23 protein-coding genes are annotated in these 20,411 nt (G+C 44.5%); 6 read left to right on the forward strand and 17 right to left on the reverse strand.

The features are described 5' to 3' along the window. Positions 1–122 precede the first annotated feature (122 nt). Both WH96_RS09450 and WH96_RS09455 read left to right on the forward strand, forming a co-directional pair. Positions 123–1,379, forward strand: coding sequence for a class I SAM-dependent methyltransferase (locus WH96_RS09450; RefSeq protein ID WP_047763923.1), 1,257 nt, complete (start codon positions 123–125; stop codon positions 1,377–1,379). An 81-nt stretch (positions 1,380–1,460) separates the two neighbouring features. Further along, on the forward strand, positions 1,461–2,402 hold the full coding sequence (locus WH96_RS09455; RefSeq protein ID WP_047763924.1) for a DMT family transporter: 942 nt from the start codon (positions 1,461–1,463) through the stop codon (positions 2,400–2,402). Positions 2,403–2,436: 34 nt separating this feature from the next. On the opposite strand, the gene WH96_RS09460 is transcribed toward WH96_RS09455, so the two are convergent. The 3 genes from WH96_RS09460 to WH96_RS09470 form a co-directional block, all read right to left on the reverse strand. Further along, positions 2,437–3,159 carry a substrate-binding periplasmic protein gene (locus WH96_RS09460; RefSeq protein ID WP_047763925.1) on the reverse strand — a complete coding sequence of 241 codons (723 nt, stop codon included), beginning with the start codon at positions 3,157–3,159 and terminating at the stop codon, positions 2,437–2,439. Between the two features lie 129 nt (positions 3,160–3,288). Next, entirely contained in the window at positions 3,289–3,663 is a 375-nt protein-coding gene (locus WH96_RS09465; protein ID WP_047763926.1) for a YkvA family protein, read from the reverse strand. A gap of 59 nt (positions 3,664–3,722) precedes the next feature. Beyond that, entirely contained in the window at positions 3,723–4,034 is a 312-nt protein-coding gene (locus WH96_RS09470; RefSeq protein ID WP_047763927.1) for a 4a-hydroxytetrahydrobiopterin dehydratase, read from the reverse strand. 185 nt (positions 4,035–4,219) lie between these two features. Between WH96_RS09470 and WH96_RS09475 the strand changes: the two genes are divergently transcribed. Continuing rightward, positions 4,220–4,651: a metallopeptidase family protein gene (locus WH96_RS09475; protein WP_047763928.1), complete on the forward strand. Its 432-nt coding sequence runs from the start codon at positions 4,220–4,222 to the stop codon at positions 4,649–4,651. A 24-nt stretch (positions 4,652–4,675) separates the two neighbouring features. Here WH96_RS09475 and WH96_RS09480 read toward each other — a convergent pair whose 3' ends face one another. From WH96_RS09480 to WH96_RS09520, 9 genes are all read right to left on the reverse strand, one after another. After that, a complete protein-coding gene (locus WH96_RS09480) occupies positions 4,676–5,257 on the reverse strand; it encodes a uracil-DNA glycosylase family protein (protein ID WP_047763929.1) in 582 nt (193 codons plus the stop codon). A gap of 181 nt (positions 5,258–5,438) precedes the next feature. Continuing rightward, entirely contained in the window at positions 5,439–5,933 is a 495-nt protein-coding gene (locus WH96_RS09485; protein ID WP_047763930.1) for a PAS domain-containing protein, read from the reverse strand. A 189-nt stretch (positions 5,934–6,122) separates the two neighbouring features. Beyond that, a complete protein-coding gene (locus tag WH96_RS09490) occupies positions 6,123–6,491 on the reverse strand; it encodes a VOC family protein (protein ID WP_047764234.1) in 369 nt (122 codons plus the stop codon). Between the two features lie 42 nt (positions 6,492–6,533). After that, a complete protein-coding gene (locus WH96_RS09495) occupies positions 6,534–7,589 on the reverse strand; it encodes a dipeptidase (protein ID WP_047763931.1) in 1,056 nt (351 codons plus the stop codon). An 85-nt stretch (positions 7,590–7,674) separates the two neighbouring features. Beyond that, the gene (locus WH96_RS09500; RefSeq protein ID WP_047763932.1) at positions 7,675–8,469 is read right to left on the reverse strand and encodes an ABC transporter ATP-binding protein; all 795 of its coding nucleotides are present in this window, start codon (positions 8,467–8,469) and stop codon (positions 7,675–7,677) included. After that, positions 8,456–9,316, reverse strand: a complete 861-nt coding sequence (locus WH96_RS09505) for an ABC transporter ATP-binding protein (RefSeq protein WP_047763933.1) — start codon at positions 9,314–9,316, stop codon at positions 8,456–8,458. Before WH96_RS09505 ends, WH96_RS09500 begins: the two co-directional genes overlap by 14 nt. Continuing rightward, positions 9,313–10,242: an ABC transporter permease gene (locus WH96_RS09510; protein WP_047763934.1), complete on the reverse strand. Its 930-nt coding sequence runs from the start codon at positions 10,240–10,242 to the stop codon at positions 9,313–9,315. The genes WH96_RS09505 and WH96_RS09510 overlap by 4 nt, the downstream gene beginning before the upstream one ends. 2 nt (positions 10,243–10,244) lie before the next feature. Continuing rightward, positions 10,245–11,312, reverse strand: a complete 1,068-nt coding sequence (locus WH96_RS09515; protein WP_047763935.1) for an ABC transporter permease — start codon at positions 11,310–11,312, stop codon at positions 10,245–10,247. A gap of 6 nt (positions 11,313–11,318) precedes the next feature. Beyond that, entirely contained in the window at positions 11,319–12,920 is a 1,602-nt protein-coding gene (locus WH96_RS09520) for an ABC transporter substrate-binding protein (RefSeq protein ID WP_047763936.1), read from the reverse strand. 582 nt (positions 12,921–13,502) lie between these two features. Between WH96_RS09520 and WH96_RS09525 the strand changes: the two genes are divergently transcribed. Together WH96_RS09525 and WH96_RS09530 are read left to right on the forward strand one after the other, a co-directional pair. Beyond that, the gene (locus WH96_RS09525) at positions 13,503–13,985 is read left to right on the forward strand and encodes a low molecular weight protein-tyrosine-phosphatase (RefSeq protein ID WP_047763937.1); all 483 of its coding nucleotides are present in this window, start codon (positions 13,503–13,505) and stop codon (positions 13,983–13,985) included. 18 nt (positions 13,986–14,003) lie between these two features. Beyond that, positions 14,004–14,963 (forward strand): DMT family transporter, encoded by a 960-nt coding sequence (locus WH96_RS09530; protein WP_047763938.1) that lies wholly within the window; start codon positions 14,004–14,006, stop codon positions 14,961–14,963. Here the strand turns inward: WH96_RS09530 and thpR are convergent. The 5 genes from thpR to WH96_RS09550 all read right to left on the reverse strand — a co-directional run bounded on the left by thpR (position 14,881) and on the right by WH96_RS09550 (position 19,829). After that, complete coding sequence (thpR, locus tag WH96_RS21750; protein ID WP_082130412.1) at positions 14,881–15,444, reverse strand: RNA 2',3'-cyclic phosphodiesterase; 564 nt, start codon at positions 15,442–15,444, stop codon at positions 14,881–14,883. The two genes, WH96_RS09530 and thpR, sit on opposite strands and share 83 nt — an antisense overlap. A 161-nt stretch (positions 15,445–15,605) precedes the next feature. Then, positions 15,606–16,646 carry an NADP(H)-dependent aldo-keto reductase gene (locus tag WH96_RS09535; protein WP_047763939.1) on the reverse strand — a complete coding sequence of 347 codons (1,041 nt, stop codon included), beginning with the start codon at positions 16,644–16,646 and terminating at the stop codon, positions 15,606–15,608. 16 nt (positions 16,647–16,662) lie between these two features. Next, positions 16,663–17,835, reverse strand: a complete 1,173-nt coding sequence (locus tag WH96_RS09540) for an FIST signal transduction protein (protein ID WP_047763940.1) — start codon at positions 17,833–17,835, stop codon at positions 16,663–16,665. Next, on the reverse strand, positions 17,832–18,488 hold the full coding sequence (locus WH96_RS09545; protein WP_047763941.1) for an arylesterase: 657 nt from the start codon (positions 18,486–18,488) through the stop codon (positions 17,832–17,834). The genes WH96_RS09540 and WH96_RS09545 overlap by 4 nt, the downstream gene beginning before the upstream one ends. 189 nt (positions 18,489–18,677) lie before the next feature. Beyond that, positions 18,678–19,829 (reverse strand): FAD-dependent oxidoreductase, encoded by a 1,152-nt coding sequence (locus WH96_RS09550; RefSeq protein WP_053005805.1) that lies wholly within the window; start codon positions 19,827–19,829, stop codon positions 18,678–18,680. A 96-nt stretch (positions 19,830–19,925) separates the two neighbouring features. Here WH96_RS09550 and WH96_RS09555 point away from each other — a divergent pair, with 96 nt between their 5' ends. Then, positions 19,926–20,387, forward strand: coding sequence for a MarR family winged helix-turn-helix transcriptional regulator (locus tag WH96_RS09555; protein WP_204248165.1), 462 nt, complete (start codon positions 19,926–19,928; stop codon positions 20,385–20,387). The last annotated feature ends 24 nt before the right edge of the window (positions 20,388–20,411 follow it).

Raw genomic sequence — 20,411 nt, forward strand, 5'->3', positions numbered from 1 at the left:
GCTCTCCTCTTTTCAATCATATCTTTTGAGGGAGGAGAATTTTCTTCCAATGAATTACATACAAACACTGCCATATAGTAATCTGCACCCGTAAACTTTTCAGAGAAATCTGCTTAACCAAGATGACCGTTCAACCAGAAGTACAAGATCAATACGAAGCCTACCCTTATCCATCCAGAAACCCTGCGGATGAACATAAAAGATTGATCACAGGGTCACCGAGTAATCTCGTAGAACTCAATCACTATCTTTTTGCCGGTAAACGAGATTTCTCGCAATCTTTTCGGGCTCTGGTTGCCGGCGGCGGCACAGGTGATGCAACCATCATGCTCGCCCAACAACTTGCGGATGCATCAGGTGATGGAAAAGGCCAAGTGGGACAAGTTACCTATCTTGATCTCTCTTCAGCATCACGAGCGATTGTAGAAGCCAGAGCAAAAGCGCGCGGGCTGAATAATATAACTTTCCTGAGCGGATCACTGCTTGATTTACCAAACCTCGGCTTGGAGCCGTTTGATTACATAGATTGTTGCGGCGTTTTGCACCATCTCACCTCTCCTGAACAGGGATTAAAAGCGCTGACTTCTGTTCTCAAAGAAGATGGTGGTATGGGGATAATGGTTTACGGGGAATATGGCCGTGAAGGCGTATACCCCATGCAGGATCTTCTTCGTAGTCTGGGCAAAGATTGTTCAAATCTGGCTGAAAAGGTAAAACTGACTCGTCGCCTTTTGGAAAAACTGCCCCCAACAAACAGCTTTAACCGCAATCCTTTCGTCATTGATCATAAAGCGAGCGATGCAGAGCTTGTCGATCTTCTTTTACATAGCTGTGACAGAGCATACACCGTTCCACAGATTGCCGATCTCGTTGCTTCATCAGGGTTGGAATTCACAGCTTTTGTTGAACCAATACGCTACAAAGTCGATACCTATATAAAAGACGCAAAGCTTCTTCAACATGCCCATGCATTATGCCCGTTAGAACAGGCTGCGATAGCTGAACAACTTGCCAGCAACATGAAACTCCACGTGTTCTATCTGTCTCGCCAAAAGGAAACCATTGCCGATCTATCTCAGGCGGACAAGGCAATCCCGATCTTCCGCGAAATGCAGCCCGACATTATTGCTGAAAGCTTGAAAAAAACATCCGCGCTTAAAAGTAACCTGGATGGTATTCCGCTCAATCTTCCTTTGCCACGACTGTCTGCAGCAATTGCAAAAAGATGCGACGGGACGAATAACCTATCCGAAATTTTTGCAGAGTTAAAAGAACTGGACACACGATTGGAATGGACTAAGTTCCTGCAACAGTTCAAAGAGTTTTATACTGTGTTCAATGATTTGAACCATCTACTTCTCAAGTACGAAGATAATTGAGATTATTTACTTAAAACATGACAAGCTCTTTTGGGTGCAGTAGGCTTTAGTTCCTCTCCAGCCGCCAAGGCATCTGAATTCATGTTCCGCTACAAAAATATACCAGCACCTTTACAAGGTGCTCTTTTAGTCGTTCTTGCGACTTTTGGCTTTTCAGTCATGAATTTGCTTGTCCGCATTGCCGCGGAAGAGTTGCCTCTGTTCGAAGTTACATTTTTCCGCAACTTCTTTGCCTTTGTTTTTATGCTTCCCTGGATGCATAAAATTGGGTTTAAAGAACTCAAAACTACGCGCCTTAAATTACATTTTTTACGTTCTGTTGTCGGTATTTCAGCGATGCTTGTCTGGTTTGCCTCTGTAAGCTGGCTTCCAATGGCTCAGGCCGTCGCTTTGAACTTTACAGTTCCCCTTTTCGCAACAATTGGTGCGGCCCTTATTCTTAAAGAAGATGTAAAACTTCGTCGTTGGGGCGCCACCATTATGGGCTTTGTTGGTGTACTTGTTATTGTACGGCCGGGGTTTGGAGATTTTAGCCCCCTCTTATTTTTACCGGTTCTAGCCGCACTATTAATGGCGGGGTCGGTCATGCTGGTTAAAACCCTTACCAAAACAGACTCATCCAGCGTCACCGTTTTCTACACAACTATTTTTATGACTCTGCTGTCACTCCTGCCTGCTATTTTTGTCTGGGAATGGCCAAGCGCCAATATCTGGTATGCTGTTATTGGATTAGGCATTCTGGGTGCCCTTAGCAATTTATTGATCACCAAAGCACTCTCTATTGCAGATGCATCCGCTGTTATGCCATTTGATTATGCTCGTCTTCCCTTTATGGCGCTTATGGCGTTTCTGGTCTTTGGAGAAATTCCGGATATCTGGACCTGGATCGGCGGTGGTATTATCGCAACTTCAGCAATCTATATTGCACAGCGGGAAGCAAGCATTCGCAAAAAAGCTGACGCGCAATTATCAAGCCGAAATACAGTTAAACCCGCAAGTAACGCCCCACAAGGCACGCTATAAAGGTATATTATAAATCGATAAACACAGCCTTCTATCAGCTTGGATTTTTGGCTGCCTGCCTTTTGTGTATCCGATCCAAAGCATCTTGCCATTTCTGCACAGTCGCAACGGGCGTGCTTTTAGAAAAAGCCAGATACATATCATATTGCCCAATAAAAGCTGCTTCACTCACCACCTCAACGGAAACACCTTCTTCCTTCGCCATATAAGCCATGTAAGTATCCGATGTTTCCAACAAATCGTAACGCCCCTTTAATAACAAAAACAAAGCTTTGTTAATATTCACAATCTTGTTCAGATTCTGAAATTTTAAGGTCGTCAATAGCTCTTCACCTGCACCACCTAATTGGACAGCAATGTCACCGACCTTTCGCGCCTTTTCCAGGTTCTCATCATTTGTCCCCTGATAAAGATGCTTGTTTTCTGTAATTGTATAAAGACCAATACGAACGGTATAGATCGGACCCACCCATTGAAAAACATCTTCTCTCTTGGGCGTTTTGACGATCGAAAAAATACCTACATCAGGCTTTTCCTGCGCATATTTATACGCTCTGGCCCAAGGAAGAACTGTTATCTTGGGGTCTTCCCCAGCCTCCTGCGCCAGTCCTTTGATAATTTTCGGCCCAATTCCCCTTAATTCATCATTTTCCAAATAATTGTATGGGGGAAAGTCTTCTGTATAGAACTCAGTCGCGGTCACATTCCCAATCGCAACAAAGGAAAAAAAACAACAGAGCAACAACCTTTTAATCATACCTATTTCCCTGAGTATTCTCAGCTTGTAATACCATTGTATGCTAAAAGGTTTAGAAAATATCTAAAATTACACAAAAACAGGATAGAAATTTCAGCTAAAGGGATAAAACATCAACTAAACAAGAAGTTAATCATTCACATCAAGCCAAACCTGTGCTTTTCCCACATGCTCTTCGGTTATATGTTTTTTCACTGAATTTATGGCTGCGATCAGAACCGAGATATCATCTGTAAAACCGAAAGCAATAATAAAATCAGGAATTAAGTCGGCAGGCACCACAAAATAAGCCAAGGCTGCCATCAAGATCGCCTTGGCTTTCAAAGGGGTCTTCCGATCAGTTGCACAGAAATATGCGGCCAAAAGCTTTTCTGTGAAGGTTATTTTTAAAGCGACTTTTTTTAACTTCCTCAAAAAGCCCTTTTTAACAACCTTCTCATCCGCGGCCAACAATGCTGGCTCAGCGTCTTCCGGGTCTGGTTTACGAAGTTGAATAAATCTCATTTATCAAAGATGAGAGACTAAGTCACTCATTACAAGCCCCATAGATCTCCACCAGCCAATTAAACTTTAGCGGCAAAAAGGGTCATTTTTTTGGCAAGCTCAACATCCAAAGTCGACAAACCATCACAATCATGTGTCGTCAGAACGACATCCACTTTGTTATAAACATTGAACCATTCCGGGTGATGCCCCATTTTTTCAGCAACAAGGGCAACTCTGCTCATAAAACCCCAAGCCTGATTAAAGGTTTTAAAGGTAAAAACCTTGCGAATAGCATCCCGGTCAGGTTCCAGAGTCCATCCTTCCAATTCCTGAAGAAGGTTCGCTCGCTCGCTGTCAGATAGCTTTGTGGGAATTTTACGTTCCGGCATAATGAAAATCCTGTTTTACTGAAATTTGTTCTTTTTTTAACAATAGCATAGAATGATTTCATTGATGAGCGGTGATTATGAAAAAAGGATCTTCAATTTTCCCAAGGTCCGCTGACAGGACTTAAAGATTGACAGCGCCTTTGAATCTATGCCTATTGCCGTCCTTGGTTAACTGGATAGAGAAAATGGGCCAGCTTCATAACATAGAACGTTTTACGACTCCCCCAGAGATCAGTGATATAGAATCTCTGGCGCGTGAAGCCTATGCGCATATGCCTGATGAGCTCAGAGATGTCGCCAGTCAACTAAGAATAGAGGTTCAGGACTTCCCATCAGAATACATGATGGAAGCAATGGATTGTGAAACACCTTTCGAAATTTTAGGCCTCTATCAAGGTGTCGATCGTCGGTCCATGACACAACAAAGTAGAGAACTGAACGAAGAAAAGGATACTGTTTTCCTTTTCCGTCGCCCTATTCTCGATTTTTGGTGTGAAAATGGCGAGGATCTCAATCAGGTTGTCCGCCATGTCCTAATCCATGAGATCGGACACTATTTTGGCATGTCTGAAGATGATATGGACAAGATGGAAAGCAGAACGGTTAGTCTTTCTTAGAGAAAATTACCTTGGAAAAATCTCTCATAGAAGCTCTTGCACGCGATTGCGAAGTACGGGCAGCACAACATCTTCAAACCACTGATTTTTCTTGAGCCATATGGCTGAACGCCAACTCGGGTGCGGCGTAACAAAATAATCCGGTTGATATTCATCCCATGCTTTAACCGTTTCCGTCAGCGTTTTTTTCTTTTTCTTACTCAGATAATATTTTTGCGCGTATTGACCAACGAGTAAGGTCACGGTCAAGTCAGGTAATACGCCAAGCAACTTATCATGCCACAAAGGGGCACATTCCGGGCGCGGGGGTGCGTCCCCCCCCTTATCAAGTCGTCCGGGATAACAAAAGCCCATTGGCATAATCGCAATTTTTTCTGGATTATAGAAAACGTCCTTTTCAATCCCCATCCATTCTCGTAAACGGTCGCCAGAAGGATCATTCCAGGGGATACCTGTGTCATGCACTTTTGTTCCCGGTGCCTGTCCAACAATAAGAATTTTCGCCCTTGGTGAAACCTGAATAACCGGGCGGGGACCTAAAGGGAGGTTCTTGTCACAATGGCGGCATTCCCGCACTTCCTTTAACAGGCTTTCCAAACCATCCATAATAAAAGCCACCCCTTAATAATAGAAGAGTCTTCAGCATACGTTTTTTATGACCAAAAGGAAGACAACAGGGATCAACTTCATGTGATTTTTTTAGGAGGAGTGGTTTATTCAGGGTCCTTTATTTTTGGCGGCTTTTTCTATTTTATTAATTTCATTTTACAGGCACGAAAAGTTGAAATCAGTTTTCCCCGTACACATAAGCACCCATCAAAAAATCAACCAAATTACCATCAGTTGAAAGCGGAACTAAGACGGACTGAAAATTGACATAGGGGCGTCCCACTGCAGCCATAGAACGATTGATTTCACACAAGGGTTCACGACTAGAAATGACGAACCGAAATGCGTCCATGTCCGCGACAACAATTCCCTGTTTTTCCAAATCGCTTAGAAGTTCTCCCTTAACAGGAAGCGATAAAATTTCTCTGACTTCCTGACCGCAAATTCGAATTTTGAAATCTTCCCCGCCATCAAGAACTTCAAAGAGCATCACTTTATTCAGCAACCCTCTAAAATCCACGGGATCCATGTCCTCTTTACTCGGAAGTCTCTGGGGTAATTTACCTAAAACATCTCCTGCCCCCCTTTTCTCTTCCCAGTATTTCAGGAAATTCTTAAGTGGGGTTTTCAGCCTACTGATATCAACAGGCACACGATGTAAAGGTGGAGACACCAACTCTTTCAATATCACTTTACTTATCGGGTTAAACTTTCCCCGGGTATATTCACTCGGGACAGTACAGCCTTGAGATCCAAAACTGTTAATCAGTAAATCATGCACAAAGCAACAAAATATTCAAGGCTAATCACATGAAATATATAAGATATTTACTTTCGTTACACATTCGAAACGAAAGTAAATTCACCCGTTTTTCTTCTCCATAAACTCCAGACGATTACCTACAGCATCATCCGCATAAAACCGATTATAGCCCTCCAAGTTATCATCCCATTCAACTGGCACATCATGGGCAGACATTTTTTCAGCCAAGGCATTCAAATCCTCGAGAAGAAAGGCCGGATGTGCCTTTTTCGCGGGGCGAAAATCCTTTTCAACCCCAAGGTGAATGCGAAAAGAATCTGTACAAAACCATACCCCACCCCGTCCAGTCAGGCTTTCAGGCTTTGGAACCTCGTCCCATCCAAGGACTGTGCCATAGAAAGTGCGGCACAGATCCTCACTCCCGACAGGAATAGCCAACTGCACATGATCAAGACTTAACCAGTTCAAAATGTGTCCTCCCAAACGATCAAAAACAATGAAACAAAATTTCTAAACTCCTGTTCGTTCAAGTACTGACAACCAGTTTTCATGAGCAATTTTTTTCACCAGCTTATCGCCAAATCCCGAGCGGCGAAGGGCCTCAAGAAGCTTGGGCAATCCCGCTGCATCCTTTATGGCATCCGGCACCAGACAACCGTCAAAGTCGGACCCAAGCGCTACACCGTCTTCACCTAATTTCTCGACAAGGTAAGCAGCATGTCGGACAAGCACATCCATTGGTGTATTCACATCATGCGCCCCGTCTTCGCGCAGAAAAGCAACATGATAATTGATACCCACAAGCCCCTGACTTTCTCTGATCGCATCCAGTTGCTTATCTGTCAGATTTCGTGCGGAGGGGCTCAAGGCATGCACGTTGGAATGTGAAGCGACCAACGGTTTGGACGATAGTCCCGCAACATCCCAGAACCCTTTTTCCGTTATGTGCGAAAGATCAATCATAACTCCCATACGATTACAGTTCACAATCAACTCGCGTCCCATCCCCGTCAAACCAGTCCCCGTATCAGGAGAGCTTGGAAAGGCCATAGGTACACCATCGGCAAAGATGTTTTTCCGGCTCCAGACAGGACCAATAGATCTCAGTCCTGCTGCATAAAGAACCTCCAAAGCGCAGAAGTCTTTATCAATAGCCTCTGCCCCTTCGATATGCATAATCATCGCCAGCTTGCCTTCAGACATCGCTAATCTAGCTTCTGCAACACTTCTCGCAATAACAACCTGACCGTCGCTTTCTCTCTCCCAACGGCGGGCCATTGCAAACATACGATTGGTAAAGTTAAGTGCGCCGGGCTGATCAATAGGCGCAAAATTGGTAGGATCTTCCGGATCAAATGGAACACCGGATTTATCGTCATATTTTGAAGGCACAAACATGGCAAAAAGCCCGCCTTGTAACCCGCCTTTGCGTGCCTTTGGCAGATCAATGTGTCCTTTTTGGTTTTCCGTAAAAAAGGATACTTCCTTTGCAGTTCCTGCGTTCATCACGTGCCGAAGCAGTGTATCATTATGACCATCAAATACCGGAATGATTGAACCTGACATTAAATTATCCTGTTACATAAAAAACATCTGCCCTTAAGGCCTTGGCATTAAAAATTTACGTCACCGAAATTTTACTCCCGGCAGATTACGCTTCCGGTTGATAGCCCTCACTGGCTTCAAGAAGCTCACGGGTATATTCATGCTGAGGTTTGGAATCCCGCATTGTTTCTACATCCATAACCTCAACGATTTCGCCATGGCTCATAACCGCTATCTCGTCACACATATGGGCAACTACCGCGAGATCATGTGTCACCAGAATATAGGTTAATTGTCGCGTTTTTCGAATATCCGATAGCAGATTGAGAATTTCAGCCTGCACTGAAACATCCAGCGCAGATGTCGGCTCATCCAAAAGCAAAATATCAGGTTCTAGCATCAAGGCACGAGCAATCGCGACACGTTGACGTTGCCCACCTGATAATTGGTGAGGATAACGAAAACGGAAAGACCTTCCCAGCCCCACATCAACCAGCGCCTGATTCACCCGATCATCAATATTATCAAACTTGTGAAGTCTTAGAGGCTCAGACAATGTTCGGTCAATACTGTGCCTGGGGTGCAAAGATGCATAGGGATCCTGAAAGACCATCTGTATCGTCCGGCAATAGGACATTTCGCGTTTTTTGCTAATCGGTTCACCGTTAACGGCAACTGTTCCGTCCCAACTCGGCACCAAACCGCTTACCGCACGAAGGACAGTGGATTTACCGGACCCGGATTCCCCCACAAGACCATAAGACCCACCGGCCGCGACCGAGATGGAGACATCTTTAACAGCGCGAAATTTTTCATGTCCCTCACCGAAATAAACATTCAGGTGCTGGATATCCAGAGCAATAGGCTCTTGCTTTAACATCGTATTATTAGAGGAAGGCATCGACACTGGGGTCCTCTATCCATTTTGGGTCACGTTCAAGAACCGATAGCTGATCTTTTGGCTTATGAATATCCGGCAAGGCGTTCAACAAGCCACGTGTATAGGGATGCTTCGCATTCTGGAGCTCGTCGGCCCGACAAGTTTCAACGATTCTACCACCATACATAATGATGACACGATCACAAAAAGATGCGACGAGGTTCAAATCATGACTGATAAAAATCAATCCCATGCCACGCTCTTGCACCAACTTGTCCATAATCTGTAAAACGCGACGTTGAACAGTTACATCCAAAGCTGATGTTGGTTCGTCTGCAATCAACAAATCCGGCTCCGGAATCAACATCATAGCAATCATGATACGTTGCCCCATGCCGCCGGAAACCTCGTGCGGATAGCTATCATAAACCCGTTCGGGGTTACGAATCTGCACCGCGTTTAGCATCTCAATAGATCGTTCTTTGGCTTCGGTCTTTGATGCATTTGTATGAACGCGATAAGCCTCGGATATCTGATCGCCAACCTTCATCACAGGGTTCAGTGAAAACTTGGGATCCTGCATAACCAGAGAGATCTTGTGTCCTCTGACATCCCGCATTTCCTTTTCACTCAGCGCCTGTAAATCCTGTCCATCAAAGTGAATTTTCTTGGCTTCAACCTGGCCGGGATGACGGATAAGGCGCAAGATAGACCGTCCCGTCATGGATTTACCGGAACCTGATTCACCAACAATTCCAACGCGCTCACGACCAACAGAAAACGAAATCCCTCGCACAGCCTCAACAACGCGCTTTTTGGATGCAAAACGCACCCAAAGATCTTCAACTTCCAAAAGTGCTTTACTCATGACTGTGCCTTCTTTGGATCGAGAATATCGCGCAGACCATCACCAAGCAGGTTGAATCCAAGAGAAACAATAAAGATAGCCAGTCCCGGCATTGTCGCGATCCACCAGTGATCGTGAATAAACTGTCGCCCGGATGAAATCATTGCCCCCCATTCCGGACTTGGCGGCTGCGCCCCAAGGCCGAGGAAACCAAGTCCGGCAGCTGTCAGGATAATTCCCGCCATATCCAGTGTTACTCGAACGATTAGTGAAGACATACACATGGGCCATATATGCCCCAGAATAATGCGCAATCGTCCCGCGCCCTGAAGCTGAATAGCGGCAATATAATCACTGTTACGAATTGTCAGTGTTTCTGCCCGCGCAATACGCGCATATGGTGGCCAAGCCGTTAAGGATATGGCGAGGATTGCATTCTCAATCCCTGCCCCCAATGCTGAAACAAAAGCAAGCGCAAGGACCAATCTCGGAAACGCCAGAAAAATATCCGTAATACGCATCAACACGGTATCGACCCAACCACCGAGATAACCAGAAACTGTGCCGACCAAAAGTCCGAAAACAGGGGCTGTAAAAGCAACCAGCGCAACGATAAACAGTGTGATCCGTGATCCGTATATAATCCGGCTCCAGATATCACGCCCAGAATCATCCGTTCCAAGGATATGTCCACCTGTAAACGGTGGGAGCAGTGTTGTTTTTAAATTCTGAATGGATGGATCATGTGTTGCGAGTAAAGGAGCAAAAATAGCCACCAAAACCAACAGAACAATGATCATAAAGCCAAGAAAAGCCAGACGGTTTGCCACAAGAGACTGCCAGCCGGCGTAAAGTTGCACCATCTGGGCATGAAAACGTGATTCAGGGGACTCGCTGGTTAACCAGCCTTTGAATCCCTGATCGTGCGATGTTGTATCTATGCTCATACCTAACGCGCCCTCGGATCAACAACTTTATACAAGAAATCAGACAGAAGATTGAGCCCCACGAAAATCAGGCCAACAACAACCGTCCCCCCGATAACCGCATTCATATCAGCAGAAAGTAACGCAGTCGTCAGATAGGAACCAAGTCCCGGCCAGGCAAAAATAATCTCTGTTAGAACAGAGCCTTCCAAAAGGTTTGCATAGGAAAGCGCGATCACAGTTATCAGGGGAATCATCACATTCCCCAAAGCGTGTCGCCAGATAACTGTTCGCTCGGAAAGGCCCTTGACCCGGGCAGTTGTAATGTATTCTTGTGAAAGTTGCTCAAGCATAAAGGATCTTGTCATCCGGCTGATATAAGCAAGCGAATAATAACCAAGAATGGAAGCAGGGAGAATAATGTGAGAGAAAGCATTCCAGAAAATATCAAGGTCACCTTCAATCAAACTATCGATCAAAATTAACCCCGTCACAACTGGGATTACATCTTCGTAATATACATCAAGACGCCCCGGACCACCGACCCAATCCAGCAATCCATAGAAAATAATCAAGCCCACTAGACCGATCCAGAAAATCGGCATGGAATAACCAAAAAGACCAACAAAACGTACAACCTGATCCTGCCATTTCCCTTCGTTAACAGCCGCCATAACCCCCATGGGAACCCCAAAGAGCACGCCAAAGATCGTACCAACCGTTGCTAATTCCAAAGTCGCAGGAAAGACGCGCACAATATCTTCGGACACAGGTCTTGCGGTCAGGTTGGAAATACCAAAATCCCCTTGGGCAATTTGTTTTAAGAAAATCCCAAACTGAACCAATAGTGGTTTGTCTAGACCCAAAGATATGTAAGCCGCATCATAAATTTCTTGCGATGCACGTTCGCCGACAATCGCCAAAACAGGGTCGACTGGCATGACACGGCCAATAATAAAAGTAACAAACAAAAGGCCAACTAAGGTGAGCAGCACAGTTAAAAGCACTGTGATCAAACTCTTGAGACGCTTTAGAAGCGGCACGGAAGACCCGCGCCGCTTCGGCGTCGCTGTATCAACAGCATCACTCATCAGAAACTACTTTGTCACAGTCCAGTAAAAAACGCCTGTAACAGCAGATCCGGTGTAAAATCCTTTAACATTAGCACCACGACCAGTCTGTTCATTTTTCTGGAACATTTCCACGAACGGTGAATTCATCTGATGCTCTTTTTGCATATCAACATACATTTGGGCACGTTTCACACTATCTGTTTCCTGAGACGCAGCTTTGGTCAAAGCCGTCATTTCAGGAATATCCCATGAATTACGCCAAGCCAGTTTACCGGCGTGCGTCCCATTGTTATCAGGGTTTGACGCAAAGGTATCCGCATTCGTATGTGGATCAGGATAATCCGGGCCCCACGCACCGACATAAATCTGGAAGTCGCGTGCGCGATATTTACCGAGAATTTGCTTACCAGTCCCCTGAGTCAGGCTGACATTAATACCTGCTTGTTTGAAAGTATTTTGAATGGACTGTGCAATCTGAATACGTTCTTGCGCATTACGCACGATAATTTCCACATCAAAACCATCGCCATGGCCAGCTTCAGCAAGAAGTTTTTTGCCTTTTTCAATGTCCAGATTGAACGGTTTGTCTTTAAGTTCACCCATATAGGTCAACGGCAGGAATGCCTGATGAACAACATATTGACCTTTAAGGAAAGAGTTTACCATTCCTTCATAATCAATCAGATATCGCAGAGCTTGACGAACTTTAGGTTTGGAAAGAATAGGATCTTTCTGACTCATGGAGATATACATGATACGACCACGAAGATCGTTATCTACTGCCAAATCAGAATTGCCGGAAATACCGTCAACATCAGTCGGGTTAAGATTTCGAGCTACATCAACGTCACCCTTTTCCAGAAGAAGCCGTTGTGTCGCAGATTCAGGTATATGACGTACGATAATACTTTTCATCGCAGGCTTCGTAGCCCAGTAATCAGCGTTCACTTTCAAACGGTAGGACTCGTTTGGCTTCCAGTTAACCAAAGAATAGGCACCGGAACCTGCAGAGTTTGTTTGTAGCCACTTATTGCCCCAGTCACCATCAACTTCATTGGACTGGACCAGTTTTGAATCAACGACAGAAGCAACTGCCGCTGCAAAACAGTTTAATACAAAAGATGGAGCATACTTTTCATCTGTTGTCACAACCAGAGTACGATCATCTGTTGCCTTGATTGCTGCTTCAACATTTTCTTCATTAAATCCGAACTGAGTCAGAATAAAAGACGGTGTCTTCTTCAACATAACTACTCGGCGTAATGAATATGCTGCATCGTGTGCTGTAATATCATTACCCGAATGGAACTTTCGACCCTCGGCAATTTTAAATGTAAAGGTTTTACCATCATCACTAACCGTCCAGCTATCAGCCAACCCCGGTTGGTAACCTTTAGACAGGTTTTTAGGATCAAAACTTACGAGTTTATCATAAACGTTATTAACATAATCCGTACCTGCAAACTCAAACAGATCATGTGGATCAAGAGATGTCATATCGTCAATACGATTGGCAATGACGAGAACGTTATCTGGTGTTCCAGCATAAGTAGCAGTCGCCGATAATGCAGAAACAGAAACAGCCGTGGCAAAAGCCAGACCTTTCAGTAAATTCTTTATCTTCACTTTGGACTCCCTGTATTAGATGCGCCGCTTCTTGGAAAACCTGATTCTTGATTTCTCAGTTGTTTTTATGCGTCGCTATCAATAGCGTTGCCGTAATCGAGACTTTTGTCAACGCTGCGAAAATAAATTAACGGGATGAAAACTATAGAAAATCATTAAAAATCAATTTTCAAAGCTCAACTAAAAATTGAGAAACAAAATTGAAAATCTTCCTAAAAACGACTTATATTATCTAATACCTACCAACAAGATTTCGCTAAATATTCAATAGAATCCGAAAGTTTAGAATTTTTTTAAAATTACGCGCATGAAGTGTTTTGAAAAAATTCTTCACCACAAAACACTGATTCTCATATCTTAAAAATTAGCTGAACCAAATAATGACCATTATTTTTTGCTTTACCCAAAAATTGTATACAATCATACCTAGACAGTTGATCAAACTTACGATCTAGTAAAGATAGCCTGATCCAGAATTAGACTGAGTTTTCATTATGAGGTCGAGGTCTCCTATCAAGAACCTCTACAAACCCTATAAGTTCAAAATGTAATCTAAAGCCCTTAAACAGGAACAGTTCAGAGATGGAAAAGTACAAAGTTCTCTTTGTCTGCACGGGCAACATTTGTCGTTCTCCAGCCGCCGATGGCATCTTGCGCCACAAACTGCAAGAAAGCGGCTTAAGTGCTTTTATTACAACAGATTCAGTTGGTACCCACAGCTATCACATCGGGGAACCACCAACTACGACAGGACTTAAGCTCGCAGCCAAGAGAGGCTATGATTATTCTGACCTCAGAGCACGCCAGATTTCAGCAAAAGACTTTGAAACTTTTGATATGATTCTGGCAATGGATTTTGGTCATCGGGAAATTGCTTGCAGAAAATGCCACCCTAAGCACCAAAATAAAATAAGCATGTTTTTGGATCACAGCCCTCTTGAAGATAAAGAAGTCAAAGACCCCTATTATGGTGGACCTCAGGATTACGAAGAAATGCTTGATGTCATTGAAACGGGTGTTTCCAACCTCGTAAAGCACTTAAAAGCACAAATCAAAGATCGTTAAAATGGACGTATCCACAAAATGAGTACATCGGCAGGAACTTCGCAACACACACACGAAGATCGAATTATCCTTGGGATCATCCTGGCAATTCTAATGGTGTTTTGCACGTCCGTTATGGATGGTATCGCCAAATGGCTAACAGCATCCTATAGTATCATCAGCATCATACTGGTTCGAAATCTGTTCAGCTTGCCCCTCGCCATTACGCTTGTAGCAAAAACCGGTGGCCTTGCCACCTTGAAGTCAGATCGCCCGCTTCTTTTATTGGCTCGGTCATCATTGATTATTTTTGCAGCTGGTTCATTTTATGCCGCATTACCCTTTATGCCTCTGGCAGAAGTCTTTGCTATCGCTTTTGTTGCCCCCTTGTTCACAACTGTACTTTCCGTGATTTTCCTGAAAGAGAAAGTAGGTTTTCATCGCTGGGCCGTCGTTTTTGTCGGATTTGGCGGTGTCCTCGTCATCTTGCAACCCGGAACAGATACCTTTCAACTCGCTGCAATTCTGCCGGTTATCGCTGCGTTTTTTTATGCCCTGTTAATGATCATGACTCGACAACTTCGTCATCATTGCAGCTCATCCGGGATGACTTTCTGGGGGACTGTTACAACGGTTTTTCTGGCAGCCACATCTCTTGTTTTACCTTGGGAAGCCTTTGCCTGGACCCTGCCCAGTAATACAGATCTGCTGATGTTAATGGGCATGGCAGCTGTCGCAACTACCGCACACTTTTTGACAGGACAAGCCTATCGCTATGCCCCCGCTGCTGTTATCGCGCCCTTTGATTACACGATGTTGATATGGGGAATTATTTTCGGCTGGGTATTTTGGGACGAAACCCCGGAATCACACGTCTTACTCGGCGCAGGTATAATAATAGCAAGCGGTCTCTACATCATATATCGAGAGTCTCGGTCCAGGAATAAAACGGTTCTGGATAGTCAGCCTCCAGAAAATAGCACGCCCCCGACGGTGTAAGCTTACTGGAATAAAGACCAAAGCTTTCGACCATAAACTCCGGGTGAGAAAAGAGATTATTTTCCCGGAGATACGCACCAAATGCTGGACCTGGGTTATTTTTAAACCGACAAAGCGTCACATGCGGTGTAAATTTTTCACGTTCAAGTTTGATCCCGGTGGATTGGGCTGCATATTCTACCTTGCGACGAAGATCCGTGATCTCAGGTGTTTTCTCTACCCCGGCCCATAACATCCTCGGGCCGCTCTCTTTCCCAAAAAAACCAATACCGCTCAAGCGGACGGGAAAGGGATTAAAATGTAATCTGCTAAAAGCATCATCCAAATCCCGAGCCTGCGCCCCATCCAAGTCACCAAAAAATCGCAACGTAATATGAAAGTTTTCAGGAGCAACCCAGCGCTGTCCTGGTAATCCATGGCAAAGCCCTAAAAGCCGCAATCTTGCTTCTTCGGGAAGAGCAATCGCGCTAAACAGCCGCATGGGTACCTCCTGTAAACAAATGACAAAGCCAAATACTCAATCAAAATAAACTTGCTATTAGCTTCATAAGAACAAGAAACCTGAAGAGTATAATACCTTATTTTTCCAATTTATATTTCAAAATCAAAATCTTAAAATACTCCGAAAACCAAAGGCACAAGTTACGGACAAGGTATTGTATGTTTGCGCCCCAGTTCTTCAATTTCTTTTAAAACCTCTTCTGAAAGATCAAGTTCAGCTGATTCAATATTTACCTTCAATTGTGCCATCTTTGTGGCTCCGATAATTGGTGCCGTTACAAAGGGGCGTGAACGTACAAAAGCCAATGCCATCTGTGCAGGATCAAGCCTGTATTTTTCAGCCAAATCGACGTAATCAGCAATCGCTGCCTGACCTCTTTCGCCCATGTAACGGGTATTATCGGGGAAAAGCGTCATTCGTGCACCTTCTGGCCGTGCCCCGCCAAGATATTTACCCGTCAAGCTACCTGCCCCCAATGGCGCATAGGGGAGCAACCCAATATCCTCACGCATGGAAATTTCGGCAAGACCAACTTCAAAGCTTCTATTCAAAAGGCTATAGGGATTTTGAATAGAAGCCATACGTGGTCCTCGCCCCTGTTCTGTAAGTTTCAGAAACTGCATCACTCCCCATGGATTTTCATTGGAAAGCCCTACATGTCGGATCTTGCCAACCTTGACCAGATCATCGAGTACACTCAATGTTTCTTCAGGTTGGGTGATTTGTTCCTGATCCTGGTATTCAAAACCAAGCTGACCAAAGATATTCGTATTCCGATCCGGCCAATGAAGCTGATACAGGTCGATATAATCCGTCTGAAGACGTCTGAGCGAGTTATCAAGTGCCTCTACAATGTGCTTTCGGTTAAATCGTGAAATTTCACCGCGAATATAGGTTTGTGCCGCACTGGGTCCCGCCACTTTGGACGCGAGAATGACTCTGTCGCGATTTGCCCGTTCCCGAAACCAGTTCCCTATTATTTCTTCTGTACGACCATAGGTCTCGGCCTTTGGCGGCACTGCGTAGATTTCAGCGGTGTCGAAAAAATTAACGCCTTTCTCCAGCGCGTAATCCATCTGCTCAAAGGCTTCGGCTTGCGTATTCTGTTCTCCCCAGGTCATCGTCCCCAAGCAAATTTCACTGACCTTGGTATCAGTGCGGCCAAGTTTGGTATATTTCATAACATCCTCAATAGCTTTAATAAAAAAGCGTCAAAACCCCTGTATAGCCATACAATCGGTCATGAGATACTTCTCCATTGGCATAAAATCCAACCAACGGCATATCCCCGAATTCCTGGCGAAGGATATTGAGCTCTTCAGAATTTGGTCCAAATAGGGCCTGCCCTCTCCCCAGACATGAGTAATACAGCCCGGCTTTTGGAGAACGCGGCAAACGTGCGCGCATATCATCCAGCAAACGATTGAGGTCTTTTCGTGCTGCCTCATTATCCCGCCGGCAAAAAAAGATCGGCTGCCCAGTCATGACTTCTTCGGTAATGTTCAGGGAACCATCACTGGTATCAATACTCATCAGGTTTCGTACCAGATAGTCATCACTATCACTGCCTTCAACCGGAAAGCCGACAAAAATATAGCCCCCGATTTTACTCAAATCCCGGGATAAAAGTTCTCCGATATCTTCTTTGAGTATGTCCAGCGCCGGGCGACCGTCAATCGTGTAGATCTGCTGTTCATCGGCTGATGTAATGGTTCGCTTGGGGCCAATCGGTGTGCATCCTTGCGTCAGCCCGGTAATCGCGTGAATAGAATTATTAAAGAAAACGCCCGATAAGGGACAATCCGTTACGTGATTGGCTATTTGTGGCAATTCACCACGTGACGAAGTCAGACCTCCCACAAGATATGTCTCTAACCCCGCAGAGAGTGATGAGATCTGCAAAGGAAGATCATAGTGACGCGGATCACCGTGAATTAGCCCTAGATAAGGATCATTTGTCTCAAGCCATTTTTCAACACCTTCACCTGTAACAGCAAGCTTGATACCTTCGTCTGTTTCCATTTGCCCTGATTCAAAAACTTGAAACGAGCCAGATGGAAACGAACCGATCATTACGCTCACCCCCGGTTCATCATAAAGTTCCACAGCAGAGAAACGACCAAGTTGGTTTGCAGCATTTGCTCCAATCCCGATCCCGACTGTTCCTGTCCAATTATCAAGACCTGTTTTTGTCTTCAAAAAAGTCAAGATGCTCGACAAATCATCAGCAAAGACATCCGTTACATAGATACACCCCAAATTCGCTTCAGGCGGCAGATCACCCAAGCCATTCAGAATCTCTGCACAGGCCTTGGACCAATCCGGCGATGAAGAAAAAGCTGCCTTAAATCTCGGAACGTCCTGAATCATGTTCCTTCTTTCCCTTCCTTAAGCAGCGGCTCAAGGTAAGGTAAAATGCTCTGAACAATCAAATCCACACCCTGTCGATTTGGATGGATACCATCTGCCTGATTCAACGAAGGATCGAGAGCGACGCCCTCCAGAAAAAAGGGATAAAAAGCTATGTTATATTTCTCTGCCAATTCCGGATAAATCCGATCAAACTCAGCGACATATTCAGTACCCAGGTTCCTCGGGGCTTGCATCCCCGTTAAAAGTACTTTGGCTCCTGAATCTTTGAATCCGGCAATAATCTGACTGAGATTTTCACGAGTTTGCGATGGCTCTAACCCTCTCAACCCATCATTTGCGCCAAGCTCGACAATAACAACCTGCGCCTCATCCAACAGAGCCCAATCCAGACGGGATCGACCAGATGTCGAGGTATCGCCAGAGTTTCCTCCGTTGATCACCGTGACATGGTATCCAGCTTCGCGCAAAGCAGCTTGTAATCTTTCGGGAAAGGTATCTCCAGCCTCCAGACCATAGCCGTGTGTCAGGCTATCCCCAAAAGCCAAAAGCTTAACGGGCGTTTCTGCATAGGATAAATTTGCAGTTAGAAGAGTAATAAAGAAATACGGAATGAGACGGGATAAACGTTTGCAAAGAAATTTAATCATCATCTATAGGATCAACCATTTCCAATAAAAGCAACAAACATTACATACTATACCTTGAAATATGTTCGATACCTTAAAGGAACAAGCCTTGTTTCACGATATCCTAACTATTTCTTTTGCAATTTTGCTTTTAAAGATGATTTTTAAATCCAGTCAAAATGATAGGGGCGGGACAGATTTTACAAATACCTTTTAATATCCATTGAACTTTTCAAAGACCAGGTTTTGACGGGGAACACCTATCGAATCAAGTATCTCCTTAGTAGATAAAACCATAGAAGTTGGACCAACACAGTAGTAAATTGGTTCCTTTAGATTTGATATATATCGAGCAAGCATCTCGTGATTTATGAGATCAGTTTCTCCATCCCATTGATTATTTTCCGCTTGAAAATCTGTCATAATCTTGACCAGTCGGAAATTCGGATTGGCCCTCTCCAGATCTTCTAACTCACTTAGAAAAGCAGCAGCATTTGGATTACGGTTAGAGTAGAACACTATAATATTATGCGGCAAACCCGCATATGTGATATGACGAATTATCGACATAAACGGGGTAATGCCAATGCCCCCGACAATGAACACAGCCTGCCGCGCCGGATCTTCATCTAACGTGAAACTGCCATTAGGACCAGCAATAGCCAGTTCTGTACCCTCGGGCAATCCTTTCAAGTATTGCTTAAAGGCACTATCACTAACCCGGGTAGCCAGGGTTATGTGGGGTTCTTGGGGGGCGCTAACGATAGAAAGTTCACGGGATCCACCTTTATCATCTGTTACGACAGGATCAACCAGGCTTAGACGGATCCATTGCCCTGCCTTATGTTCAAAACCTTCAGGCTTTGATATGTTAAATGCCATAGTGTTATCTGCTATCATTTCCCGGCTTAACAACTTGATTTTGCTAGCTGACTTTCCCCTTCCCGAAACGCGGATACCGTCACGCATGTTTAATCCCATTAAACTCAGATTTACTGCACCAGCAAGTAGCTCCAGCCCCTGGAATAAATAAAACGTCGTATCGAACTCACCTGCAGCAGCTCTCGCCTCAAGAACAAAAGCCATTGGAACCAATATTAATAGTCCGTTAGCTGCAATAAAGGGCATACGTTTTTTCTTGGACAAAACAAGCGCATCTGTCCGCCCAGCACTAAGCGAAGTGCCAGAAGCCCCAACAATTATCATCGCAGGGATTAAGATGAACATTCCTTTTAGGATCATTCCTTTCACCGCGGCGATTGTTGCATAAGAGCCGAATAATTCAGAGACAACGGTCGAAGACCAAAAGGCTAAAATTGTCAAAAGTCCAACTACGCCGGCAATAGCATGAATACGTGTTTTCATGATTGAGCTCCAGTGCTTGTTTATTTACATAGCACACTATACAATTAAACAGCTCGCTATGCAAATAAACAATAACACCCTACTGACGACTTGTTAATGAATGCCTTTTTGTGTAATAGCTACGAGATTATGACCTTTGATCACATGACTTCCGCTGGATATTTAGTACACCATATGGCTCGCCTGTTTTTTGAAGGCTTGCGTAAACGTATAGAACCACTTGGAATAGTGCCCGGACAATTTCCAGCATTACTCGCTCTCTGGCAGCAAGATGGGCAGACCCAAAGTGAACTCGTGGAAAAGCTTGATGTTGAACAAGCAACAATGGCCAACACTTTGAATCGTATGGAACGAGACGGCCTCATTATACGGTGTAAACACCCTGAAGACGGGCGCGCCAAAATAATATATTTAACACCAAAGGCAAAAGCCATCCGCGATGACGCATATACTGCAGCAACAGAAGTTAATGACCACGCACTTGCTGATTTTTCAAATGAAGAACGTTCTCAGTTCATCGAATTTATGCAACGAACAATTATGACGCTTCGGAAATAACAAGGCTCTTTGACAGAACAATGT

The sequence above is a fragment of the Kiloniella spongiae genome, from assembly GCF_001026905.1.
Classification (GTDB): Bacteria; Pseudomonadota; Alphaproteobacteria; order Kiloniellales; family Kiloniellaceae; genus Kiloniella; species Kiloniella spongiae.